General features: G+C 45.6%; 7 protein-coding genes. All 7 read right to left on the bottom strand.

The window, feature by feature from the left end; genetic code table 11:
- Positions 1-189: 189 nt before the first annotated feature.
- Complete coding sequence (locus tag AB4027_RS05035) at positions 190-2511, bottom strand: TIM-barrel domain-containing protein (protein ID WP_368646248.1); 2322 nt, start codon at positions 2509-2511, stop codon at positions 190-192.
- A 200-nt stretch (positions 2512-2711) separates the two neighbouring features.
- A complete protein-coding gene (locus AB4027_RS05030; protein ID WP_368646247.1) occupies positions 2712-4451 on the bottom strand; it encodes a beta-galactosidase family protein in 1740 nt (579 codons plus the stop codon).
- Between the two features lie 32 nt (positions 4452-4483).
- Positions 4484-6367 (bottom strand): beta-N-acetylhexosaminidase, encoded by a 1884-nt coding sequence (locus tag AB4027_RS05025; protein WP_368646246.1) that lies wholly within the window; start codon positions 6365-6367, stop codon positions 4484-4486.
- Positions 6368-6689: 322 nt separating this feature from the next.
- Positions 6690-7523, bottom strand: a complete 834-nt coding sequence (locus AB4027_RS05020) for a carbohydrate ABC transporter permease (protein WP_368646245.1) — start codon at positions 7521-7523, stop codon at positions 6690-6692.
- The gene (locus tag AB4027_RS05015; protein WP_368646405.1) at positions 7520-8395 is read right to left on the bottom strand and encodes a carbohydrate ABC transporter permease; all 876 of its coding nucleotides are present in this window, start codon (positions 8393-8395) and stop codon (positions 7520-7522) included. The genes AB4027_RS05020 and AB4027_RS05015 overlap by 4 nt, the downstream gene beginning before the upstream one ends.
- A 116-nt stretch (positions 8396-8511) precedes the next feature.
- The gene (locus AB4027_RS05010) at positions 8512-9819 is read right to left on the bottom strand and encodes an ABC transporter substrate-binding protein (RefSeq protein WP_368646244.1); all 1308 of its coding nucleotides are present in this window, start codon (positions 9817-9819) and stop codon (positions 8512-8514) included.
- Positions 9820-9853: 34 nt separating this feature from the next.
- Positions 9854-12907, bottom strand: a complete 3054-nt coding sequence (locus tag AB4027_RS05005; RefSeq protein WP_368646243.1) for a glycoside hydrolase family 2 TIM barrel-domain containing protein — start codon at positions 12905-12907, stop codon at positions 9854-9856.
- Positions 12908-13013: the final 106 nt, after the last annotated feature.

The raw sequence follows: 13013 nt of genomic DNA, 5'->3' as shown, positions 1-13013 counted from the left end.
ATCTATTCAGGAAATCGTTAAGTTCAGACGATTATTTCCGTGCTGAACTTAACTTTTCTCGAAATATGTTCAGTTCAGCTCATCAGTCGCTTGCTGAGCTGCATCCTTTAAGCAAATAAACTGAAAAAGGATGCCCACACAAACCATGCGGGCATCCTTTACTATCTTTTCGTTTACTTTGAGTCGATCTTAACTGTTCTTGATATAAAGCAACTCAAACAGCGACTGACTGAGCTGTTCTTCTTCCAGTTCATTCAATAATGAAAGCAGACTGAAGTCGGACAAGTCGCTGTTAAAGGAATTGAGCAGGTCGTCTTTCAGGAAATAGCCGACTTGGGCTTTGTCCAGACGCTTGAATAGTTCCATACTGATGTCCTGGTTTTCGATAATTCTGAATTTCGAATATTTCACGATCATCTCTTTGTCATTATCCGGGAGGAAGGTGACTGTCGTTCTGTTGATGTCGTTATCGACAACCTTGTCCAGTACTTTTCCGTTTTCCACATCCAGGATGGTCACTTCTTCAGACGCATTAAAATGAATGATATGTCTGCGATTTTCTGGCAGCACGTTATGCTTGTCTTCGATCCGCAAGGTCAGCGACTGTTCCAGTTCATTCAATTCGAAGGTGGTTACTGCTCTGCCCTCTTCTCTGTCTTCGATCAGCTCGAACGAATTGCTTCTATCCGGATAGATGAGCCATTCGATATCTACAGGAAGCTTGTGGGCATCCGTTTCTGTCGGTGTCGGATCAAGCGGAATGATGCTCCCTTCTTTAGCAAAGACCGGAATTGTGGTTTCATCTCTGAACACTTTCAGTTCGGTCTGACCTTTATACCTGAAGTTGGAGAACACATCGAACCAGTGTCCGTCAGGGAAATAGAAGACTTCACTGCCATAGACTGTTTCTTCGTCTTTCTTGCTCGTTATCGGCAGAACGAGCAGTTCACTTCCAAAAAAGTACTCATTTTTGATAGCGTAAGCTGACTCTTCATGCGGATACTTATAGTACACCGGCTGAATCACTGGGATCCCCTTCTCGCTGTTCAACACGTTCATCGTATAGAGATAGGGAATCAGTGCGTGACGCAGTCTCAGGAACGTCGTCATATCATCCCGGATATTGACGCTATACTTCCAGGGCTCTTTACTTGAAAAGGCGCTGTTTGAGCTGTGCAGACGGTTGATCGGACTGAATACACCGAACTGGAACCACCGTAGCGTCAGCTCCTCATCTTTATACCCTTTGAAATGCCCACCGATATCATGACTCCACCAGGTGTAGCCGATATTGGAAGACGTGGCCGTGAGATAAGGCTGGAAACGCAGGGAAGCCCACGTTATGATCGCATCACCTGAAAACCCGACGGGATAGCGGTGACTCCCCGGACCGCCGTAACGCGACAGGATCAGACCGTCCTCACCGCGCTCTTTCATATCCTTGAAGTGATAGTGATTCAAAAGCCACAAGGGATCGATGTCGCTGCTGCTGAATTCGCCCTGCTGCCAGTCGATCCACCAGAAGTCGACTCCTTGATCTTCTAAAGGATGGTGGACATCTTCAAAATAAACCTTTCTGAAGTCTTCATCCATCAAGTCAAAATGAGCCGGTTCTTCGATCTCTGTGTTAAGATCCAGCTTTTCAGCAATGACCTCATACTGTTCTTCAAAAGCCCTTATCCCATCTGCGGGATGCACATTCAGCGTGACCGCGAGTCCCTTATCCTGAAGTTTATTTAAGAACCGTTCAGGATCAGGGAACAATTCCTTGTTCCAGGTATAGCCTGTCCAGCCGCTGCCGTATTTCGACGGCACATCAGTCAGGTGCCAGTCCATGTCGATGACACTGACGGCAAGCGGGATGTCGTCCTCTTCGAACTTGTCGATCAGTTTCATATAGGACTGTTCGGTGTATTTCCAATAACGGCTCCACCAGTTGCCTAAAGCGTAACGCGGCAATAGCGGCGGATGGCCGGATAAGCGGTAAAAATCCTGAACGGCTTTCAAATACTCCCGTCCATAAGCAAAGAAATAGACATCGGTCTGCTTTTCGTTCTTCACTTTGATATCTTCGTTTTCATCAAAAACGAATGATTTGGAATCATCCAAAGTGGCATAGCCATATTTCGACACGATACTTTCTTCCAGAGGTGCTTCTCCGTCAACACGGTCGACGGTCCTTAAAGCTCCTTTCAGTGTCGGGATATATTGGCCGTAATACCATCTGTTGGTATAATTCGTATAGTTGTATCTGACATCGATCGACAGATTCTTCGGAGAGAACTCTTTCTCTTTCATGTAGCGGAGGTGAAAGGAATCCGTGATGATTTCGAGCATCTGATGGGTTTCCTTTACCTCAAAATCCACCTCACCGAGATCACGGTTCTTGATAATCTGCGTCGGGCGGTCTTCAAAGATGCCTTTCTTAGAATACTCCATCCGTACTAGTTTGTTGGTCAGCACGGTAAAACGATAGGTGTTTCCTTTGATGATGTTTTTTAATTGGTTCATACAATACTCCTTTCAGAAGGTGGAGTGACTTTATTTTTATACTAAGTGTCACGATGAATCATGCTCCTATTATAACCAATACAGGAAGCAGGATACAAAAATATGAACGGGCAAGGCTAAGTAATTTGGGATATAACCTTTATCAGTTAAAAAAGGCAATGCTCAAATGAACGTTGCCTTTTCTTGAAATTTAACAGTATTTAGTACGGCGGTTTATCTGTAAACGCCAGTTCTTCCTTAACTTTTCCTTCTGTTTCAAACACCACGATTTGGTTATCACCTTCTTTTAATAATGGTGCCGGGACGTAAAGTTTATACTGCGGACCGACTTCCCAGAAGCGCCCAAGGTTAAAGCCATTCACAAAGACAGCTCCTTTGCCCCAGCCAGTCATATCGATGAAGGTGTCCACTTTCTCGTCGATCTCCAGTTCGAACAGTGAGAAGCTTGGTGTATTCTCTTTATGAGGTTTCGTGAAATCGACGTCTTCTATGTTATCCAGTGGCAGCGGGTAATGTGTCCAGCCACTGCGATAAGCCCCGTTCAAAAACACACCGTCTGTTATTCCCTTGGACTGCTGTTTGAGCCGTGGTCCATAGTTGACCCGCCCCATGTTTTCGACAAGGATAGCCATGGTCATATCATCTTCGGTCAATTCAAAGGTTTCTTTCTGCCCGATTTCCTTGTCGTACTGGGTCAGTTCCAGCGCTTCGTTCAGGAAGACTTGAGCTCGGTCGCTGGTTCCAAGCAGACGGAAATCTTCAACTTTCCGTTTGTTTCCACTATTTTGACGGTACAGGACATAGCCATAGTCCTGATCCAGCTCTTCCATGGAAAGCGTATAGGGACTCGTTACCTTTTCACTTATATTGTCCAAATTCTCAAATAAAGATGTCCGAGATTTTAAGGGTACGTTTCCGTAGTCTGTTTTTTTGACAGGATCAGGTAAAGTCGGCAGTTCTTCTGAAGTGAACTCCTGGATCACTTCACGAAACGCCTTGTACTTCTCAGTAATGTCCCCCCACTCAGATAAAGGTGCATCATAATCGTAAGACGTGATATCCGGTGTCAGTTCATCGTAGTAATTGGCGCCGTTCGTGAAACCAAAGTTCGTCCCACCATGGAACATGTAGAAGTTGACATGCCCTTTATTCAGAATATTCCGCAGCTCTTCTGCCTGCTCTTGATAGTCTGTCCGGTTATATTTCTCATTCCCCCAGGCAGTGAACCAGCCAATCCAGAACTCCATCACCATCAAGGGAGAATCTTTACCGATGAAGTGTTCGAGTTTACCAAAGTGATCAGCAACGTCCGATCCGAAGTTGACGGTAGGATGGGCTTTTTCTGGAACGGTTCCGTTTTCCAGCATGTCCAGCCAAGTCCCATCACTGGTGACCAGCGGAACATCCACGCCGTGTTTCTTCATCATATCAATGAGCACTTTCAGATAATCTTTGTCGTTGTTATAACTTCCATACTCATTTTCTACCTGCATCATGATGATCGGTCCGCCATGTGTAGCTTGCAGTGGGATGAGTTCTTTGAATAACACCTCAAAGTACCGGTCGATCTTGTCTAAAAACGGTTCGTAATACGTCCGCAGTTTCATGTCCTTATCCTTTAAAAGCCAGCTTGGCAGACCGCCGAATTCCCACTCGGCACAGATATATGAAGCCGGCCGGACGATGACGAACAGATCCAGCGACTGAGCTGTTTCAATGAACTTTGTCACATCATGCATCTCGTCAAAATCATACTGCCCTTCTTTCGGTTCATGAAAGTTCCACGGAATATACGTTTCGACTGTGTTGCAGCCCATCGCTTTCAACTTCCTAAGGCGGTCCTCCCAGTATTCGGGGACCACTCTGAAATAATGGATGGCACCGGATATTATCTTGATCGGTTTGCCGTTCCAGTAAAAATCCTCTCTGATTTCAAACATTGCTGTAACACTCCTTGTAATTTGACTGTTTTTTACACGCCTGACAGTTTACTCGTACTGGCCATATCTCTATAGAAGCCTCTGCCTAATCCATTACTTTTTGATGTTGGATCGAGCAGTTTCTCTTCTTCCAGTTCTTCAAGCGCTGATAATTCACCTTTCAAGTAGGCATTTAAGCGACTTGTCACTGTTTTCATTCGTGCCACCGCTCCGCCATACCGGATATCCAAGACTTCCCATCCAAAAGGTTTGTTGTAAGTCATCCAGACCCTTTGATGAGCCAGCCGAAGGGTTTCAAGGTCTACTGTCAATTCTGAAGCAACATCCGCCAGTTCACTCAATGATTTTAAGTTCTTGGTGTCATATGCCGTCTTCAGCCGGATGCCAAATTCAGCTTTTTTTGACAGGACATGCGCCAGCAGCGCGTAAAAAGCAAACAGCTCTTTAAATGATTTAGTCTCGTCAGTGATCCGATTCATCTGTTCAGCTAACTCTTCATAATAAGTAGTCAAATCAAGTCCTTCGATTCTCTTGTCGAAACGGCCCAGCAGAGGATCCTGCCATAAAAGCACCTTGGAGCCGGCCGATGTTTCCAGATTGTGACGATCCACTCCTGGTGTTTCGTCCAACCGGTTCAACAGATAAAAAGCATCGAACGGTATCCCGAAATTACTTTCAAAAACGACAGCCATCTCTTCCTGATCCACTGTTTCTCTGTAACACAGATCCGCAAAGTATTGAAGTCCCGGCAAAGCAGCTATGGCTGGCGTTTCTGCCCCATCGTCTCCCCACATCGTTGCGAAGACTTCTCTGATATCAAGCGCCTTGCACACCGGTAATGCCGCTTTCGTCGTTTCCAGTGACTTGCCGTAGTTCGGTGCGATGCCATTCCACGTCCAGATACCTCCAGCAAATATCACTTTCTGCTTCATTTCGATATGCTTCATTAAAAAATGTCTGTACGCTTCAGGCTTATCATGATAATAATCCCAGAAAACCATGTTCACCTCGGGGATCTCCTTGATGATCGCTTCTGGAACCTCTGCATTCTGATCATAGTAATCGCCCGTTTTGGAACCTGCCCGAAAATACATATCACTCCACATCATCGCTTCGAGCCCCAGTTCTTCTGTGATCTCAACGACTTTCTGGACATGCTCAGTCATGATAGCGAAAGTGTCTCGGACGCCGTTTTTCTGTTTATAGCGTCCAGTACCAACACCAAAGGCTTCATCCATGCCGATATGTACCCGTTTGGAGCGAAAAGGCGCTGTGGTATTTGTTATAAGTTTTTCAATAAAAGCATAAGTTTCCGGTTCACCGACCAGAAGAACATCCGACGTGTCCTGGATTTCTGCATGGGTGCCATACTGCAGAACCTGATATAAATGGCCCAGTGTCTGTATGCATGGGATCATCTCGATGCCAAGGTCATAAGCGTAGTCGTCAAGTGCTTTGAGTTCCTCTTTGGAATACCGTCCCCTGAGATACCCGAAATAAGGACGGCCTTCCACCTCGTAAGTATCTTCTGTGTAAAGCATGGCCTGATTGAATCCCATTTTGGCCATGTGTCGAAGAAGTTCCTTGGCTCCTTCAAGGTTCAGGACGGCGTTTCGAGACACATCGATCATAGTCCCGACCTTGTCAAAGTAAACTGTTTCTTCTTTATAAAAGGTTTTTTCATCATTATAAAAAGCTAGCCAGCGACTCAATTGACGAAAGAAGGTGTTCCTCGTTGTATACTGGATCGATCCTTCCTTTCCATCGAACCCGACAGCTAAAGTGGCAGAATTTGGGACGTGTTGGAGTTGAATGACAATACCATCTGAACTTATCTCGAATCCAAATTCGTCTTTTAAGTGATCGATCCCCTGCTTGAGATCGGTAGTGTTACCTTTTAAATGTAACTGAAGCACATTCTGACCTCCAATTCTTTATGATCTGTTATTGTCTTACTTCTCACCTTGTATTTATAAACTGAGACGGTAAATAATCTGCTTGGCTTACTCACTCATCTGCTTCATACTACCCGAGTTTGCAGGCCATTCGTGTTGCTTACCGGTCAGTACAGTACTCTTTTAACGAGATGATAAGCAATCAGTGTTGCCTGCATACTTAACCACTATCTTCTGCTGAGTTGGTAAGAGATTTGCTTACCTTATACTTTCCATAAGAGAAAACACCCAAAAAGGATACGCACATCTTTTCGGGTGTCTCTATACTAAACGTATTAAAAAGTTATTTGATCGAGCCGACCATACCCTGTACGAAGTATTTCTGCAGGACAAAGAAGATAATAGCTGTCGGGATCGTCGTGATGAAGATGGCGATCATGACGGAGCCGTAGTCGATCGTGTAGCCGGAGCCCATAGCCGAAATGACCAGTGGCACCGTGTAGTTCTCTGGTGACTGCAGTACGATCAGAGGCCACAGGTAGTTGTTCCATGAGTTCATGAACGTGACGATACCGGCTGCAGCATAAGTCGTTTTCATAGTCGGAATAAAGATTTTGACAAAGATCCCTAATTCAGACAAACCGTCGATACGGCCCGCTTCAATGAGTTCTTTCGGGAACATCTTGGTGTTCTGTCTGAAGAAGAAAACCAGGAAGGCCGTAGAAACGTAAGGTAAAACAACGCCAAACAGGGTATCGATACCCAAAGCCGGTGCGATACCGGAAATGGTTCCGAACAGTCGGAACAGCGGAACCATCAGCGCGGCGAACGGGATCATCATGGATAAAAGAATGATGTTATACACGACTTCCTTGCCGCGGCTGGGGTGGACTTCAAAGCCGTAGCCTGCCAGAGACGAGACGAAGATGGAAATAATCGTCTGACCGACAGACACTAAAGCCGAGTTCCAGATCGACAGACTGATCGGGGTTGTTTCGATCATCGTTTTGAAGTTCTCAATGAGGTGACTGCCTGGAAGCAGCTTTCCTCTTGTAATATCGATCGACGGATTGCTAATACTGACGATCAGGAAATAGAACGGGAAGAAGAAAATGAGCGAAACTAGTATTAAAAAGACATAGGTCGCAATGCGTTTAGTCCGTTTTTCATTTTTCATTTTCTTTCCCTCCCTACTCTAAACTGAATGGCCGAAAGTATCAGTACAAAGACCACGATACTGTACGAGACTGCTGCTGCGTAACCGAAGTTCGGCGTGTATTCGAATGACAAATTATAAATATACTGTGAGATGGTTGTCGTGGCATTCCCCGGTCCCCCACCGGTCAAGTTCATCGGTTCATCGAAGAGCTGCAGGGTCCCGATGGTCGATGTGATCGATGTAAACAGGATGACCGGACGCAGCATCGGAATCGTGATCTTGAAGAACTGCTGAACGGCACTTGCCCCGTCGATACGGGCCGCTTCATAGATCCCAGGGTCGATATTTTGCAGCGCAGATAAGTAAAAAATCATATTATACCCTGTCCAGCGCCAAGTGATCGCGATGATGATCAGTACTTTGGCCCAGAAAGGATCCCCCAGCCAGAATATCGGATCATCTATGAAGTTAAAGAACATCAGGATCTGATTGACCACTCCATCATTTGAGAACAAGTACCTGAAGATCAGTGAATAGGCAACCAGTGAAGTGATCGCCGGCAGGAAAACCAGTGTCCTGAATACGCCTTTGAAATGCAGCGTCTTCTGATTCAACAGCACCGAGAAGAACAATGCCAGAATGATCATCAGTGGTATCTGAAAAATGAAGAAAATAAACGTATTCTTGACAGCCGTTATAAATGCCTGATCATTGAATAATCGTCGGTAGTTATCCAGTCCGGTAAAGTCCAGATTGACCCCAGTTCCTGTGTGGAGTGAGATCCAAAAGGCCTGGATCATTGGATAAAAGTAAAACGTGATAATAAATAAAGTCGGAATAAGGACAAAGGTCCAGCTCATCCAGACACGGTTACGCTGGAGTTTTCCCATTTTTTTCTTTTTGACTTTCTTTTTTTTGTCAGACAACTTAAATCCCCCTTTTCAAACTAGAATTAAAGACTCTTTCAAAAACAGATTGAAAGAGTCTTTAACAGTCTAACTAAAAATTACATGTTTGACTCTGCCTGTTCCTGGGCATTCTGGAGGACTTCATCCAAGTCAGCACCATTCAAATATTCTTGAAGAGCAACAGCCAAGATGTCCTGGATTTCATAAGTTCTTTGACCGAAATCAACTTCAGGGATCTCCTGAGTCCATTCTGATAGGTCCTGGAAGATCTGCTGTCCGCCATAGAATTCACTTTCTTGTTCATAGGCTTCCCCTTCAGTTGCCGGTTCGTACGCTCCCAGAGCATTGATCTCTGTGACCAAGTCCTGATAGAAATCAACATCTGAACCGAATGTTGCAGCTAAGAATTCAGCTGCCGCTTCCTGTCCTTCTCCCTGGAGAACATAGATGGACGAGCCGCCTAAGTTAGAAGCGTTGACTGAACCTTCGATATTCTGTCTTGGGATCGGAGCAATTCCCCATTTACCTGACTGATCTTCAGCCTGCATGATGGAAGCTGAGATCCAGTTACCCGTTGGGACCGTCACCACATCACCATTATTGAATGTCTGAATGAACTGATCCCATTCGTTATGGACATTCATGATACCTGAATCGTTCATTTCCTTGTAATCTTCAAATGCTTCTTTTAATGCCATGTTGTCAGCAATGTAAGGTGTCGTCCCGTCTTCTTCTGTCCACCATACCCCAGAGGATTGAAGCATGACACGCATGATGCCTAAGTCTCCATGGTCATTAGTCAGCCACTTGATACCCGTCTGATCATATACATCTTTCCCGATTTCGATATATTCGTCCCAAGTGATGTCTTCCAGATCTTCCAGAGTGTAGCCCGCATCTTCCAGATAATCTGTACGGACATAAAGTCCAGTTACCCCAGTATCGAATGGAATATTATAGACATTGTCATCAACTGATCCAGCTGCAACTTTGTAGTCAGCGAATTCATCGGTGTTGTAGTAGTCACCTAGTGGATAGAATGCCTCGTCATAAGAATTCAGGAAACTTGGTGCACGGTAGTCTTCAATAAAGACGATCTGCGGAAGCCCTGTATCTACACCGGAGCTTAAGCTGGTATTCAGTTTTTGAACCACATCTTCCTGAGCATTTTCAATGATATTGAGTGAGAAATCCGGATTTTCTTCCTGGTAACGTTCTTCCGCCATTTCCAAAGCTTTAACGTTGAAGTTTGGATCCCAGGTCCAAACGGTTAGTTCGTTCATCTCCCCACTGGTTTCCTCCGATGTTCCTTCCCCAGTATCTCCTGTTTCGTCATCTCCGTTACCACAAGCTGCGAGTAATAATACGGCTGAAGCACTTAAAAATAAATGTTTTTTGCTGAACATGTAAAACCCTCCATTTTTATTTTTATTTGACTGCTTATCTTGTGTATGGTTCCAGACTTAATTGATACTGATAGCTCTCATTCGTCAGTTTGTACTTATCCAACACCCCCGGTCCACAACTCGAAGACCCGATGCCGTTCAGTTTATAGTCGACATTCAATTCCCATGCGTCTTCTTTGACAAGTTCATAGATATGTTTTGCGTCATCCAATGTTTCCGTGCTGTACTCCCTCAGACTGAAGTTCAAGTCTTTTCCTTTTATCAGGAAGCCCGTTCCGTCGCTGTGTGTAAAGCTCACCCAGTCGACAGCACTGCGGTTCCCGTTTTCCTGAGGCATAATATAAGGTGTTTCCAGTTCGTCACTCTTCAGTGACCAGACATCTTTTCTGGTGGCGAACTGAATGTCCGGATAAGATTCTCCCGGACCGTTTCCATACCATGTCACCTGGTCGAGCCATTTGGAGATGTTCATCTGCAGGCCGATCTTCGGTAAAGTCAGCGGGCCATTCCCGAATTTCTCTCCTTTGACATCTATTTTAATAACGCCGTTCGGTCTGACCGTATACGTAACGGTCGAGCGGAAGCCCCAGTTGAGGACGGGAGGGGCCAGTGTGCTTTTCACTTCAATGATGAAGTCGTCACCGTCCAGATCGACCGAAACCTCTTCGATCCGTTCCTGGAAGTGATCCACACCGTACTGTTTCCACGTGTCTTTGTTGGGAAGCGTGTTGAAGTCGTCGTGTCCGATGCTGTCGTTGTCAGTCATGGCACGCCAGAAATTATTTCCCGGTCCTTCTTCGATGAGAAGATCACCATTGACCCTATACGTTTTGATTTTTCCTTCAAAGGTGTCAAAGACCAGTTCGAACTGTCCGTTTTTCAAAAAGAGCAAGTCCCCGTCTTCCATGACTGCGATCGGTTCATCTGTAGCGTGTCGTTCCGGCCAGGTCACTCCCTTGCCGACCGTAAACTGGTCCCAAGCCACGAGATGACCGGAATCACTCCAGCGTTCAGTGTTTTTCGTGTGGCATTCGACCAGCAGCTGGGATTCTTTCGTGATCTCTGACACGTCAAGCGGCAAATCAAACGTTTCAGACTCCTGAGCTTTGATGCCGGTGACATCCAAGTCGCCCTGATCCAGGATCCTGCCGTTCTGTTTCAGCACCCAGTTGGCTTTCAGCTTGCTTAAATCGATAAAGTCATAGCGGTTGGTGATCGTCAGCTGATTCCCTTCCAGCTCGGCTTTCACCGGCTGGATCGCCCGCTTGTAGTCAAGTAGTGCCGGTGATGGGGTACGGTCAGGGAAAATCAGGCCGTCGATGACGAAGTTGCCGTCATGCGGGTGTTCCCCGAAGTCACCGCCGTATGCATAAAACAAGTCACTATCTTCAGTTATCGCTTTGATGCCATGATCGATCCATTCCCAGACAAAGCCGCCCTGAAGACGCGGGTATGTGTTGAACAAGTCGGTATATTCCTTGAAGCCGCCGGGTCCATTCCCCATCGCATGGGCAAACTCACATAAAACATGCGGTTGCTCCAGATGCGTCTGTTTACCCAGTTTTTCCAGACGACCGACATCTGTGTACATCGTTGAGTAGAAGTCGGCACTTTGATTCAGTGTTTTGGGTTCATAATTTGATTCGTCTAAAATACGGATCGTTTCGCCTTCATAATGCAGCAGGCGAGTCTCGTCACGACCTCTCGCCCACTCAGCCATTGCCAGATGATTCTGACCGAATCCTGACTCATTACCGAGAGACCAGATGATCACAGCCGGATGATTTTTGTCCCGTTCCACCATGCGCTGGATACGGTCGATATAATTCTTCTGCCAGTCTTTGTTGTCGCTCAGCTGATCCAGATCATTGATCAAGGTAAAGCCGTGCGTTTCCAGGTCTGTTTCATCGATCACGTAAAAGCCGTATTCATCGCACAAGTCATAAAAACGCGGATCGCTTGGGTAATGCGAGGTCCGGACCGCATTGATGTTGTGCTGCTTCATCAGTTTCAGGTCCTGTTCCATCACGTCTAGAGGAACGGCCCGTCCGTGTTCCGGATGAAATTCGTGCCGGTTCACACCTTTGAATAAAATCCGTTCACCGTTCACCTTGATCAGTCCGTCTTTGAGTTCCACTTGCCTGAAGCCGATTCGCTGTGGCACGACCTCTAAAACGTTTCCATTATCTTCAATAGTAAACAGCAAGTGATAAAGCGTCGGGTCTTCTGCCGACCACTTAACAGGTGCTTCAACTATTGTTTTTAAATCAACGGTTTCTTTATCGAGCGATACGGTCTCTTCAAAGACTCTGTTATGGTTAGTATCGAAGAGTTCGATCTTCACGTCTTTGCCGATCGTTTCTTCCGTCACATCCAGTGACAGATTTAGTTCGGCATCCTTATAGTCTTTGTCAAAGATCGTCTTTACAAAGTAGTCTTTTATGCCAGTGGTTTCTTTAGACAGGAGATAAACATCTCTGAAAATACCTGACAGCCACCACATGTCCTGATCTTCCAGATAACTCTGCGCTGACCATTTATACACTTTGACCGCCAGTGTGTTGTGTCCTTCGATCAGTAGATCCGAAATATCGAATTCAGCTGCGATCCGACTGCCGGTCGAGTAACCGATATATTCACCGTTCAGCCATAGATCAAAGGCACTGTCGACGCCCTCGAACCGGATCACTGAACGTTCTTTCACTTCGCTTAAGTAGAAGGTTTTCCGGTAGGTTCCCGTCGGATTGTCTGACGGAATATGCGGCGGATCGACCGGAAATGGGTACTGCACGTTTGTATAATGAGGTTTACCATAGCCTTTCATTTCCCAGTGGGATGGAACATGAAGCGATTCCCACGCTGCATCATTGAATTCTTTCTTGAAAAAATCGTCGTCTACATCGTTCGGATGCCTGCCGTAATGAAACTTCCAGGCGCCGTTCAGTAAGGTAAAGCCTTGTGAATATGACCGATCATAGCTGAGGGCACTTTCTTTATCTTTATAGGAGAAAAAGTAAGCATGTTCAGGCTGACGGTTCACTTCCAGGCAATCCTGCTTCAAATAATTCGTAGAGATGATGATTACCACCTTCCTTCAATAATTATGAACAGAAATCTTAATGTAACCCCTTTCTTATATTGTTGTAATAATCATATAAAAAATTGCTAAAGAATGCAAGCGTTTACGAAATGTT

Origin of the sequence: Alkalibacterium putridalgicola, assembly GCF_040959045.1 — a bacterium.
In the GTDB taxonomy this organism is placed as follows: Bacteria; Bacillota; Bacilli; order Lactobacillales; family Carnobacteriaceae_A; genus Alkalibacterium; species Alkalibacterium putridalgicola.
Note: the sequence above shows the minus strand (reverse complement) of the source record. Positions and strands in the feature narration are given on the sequence as shown.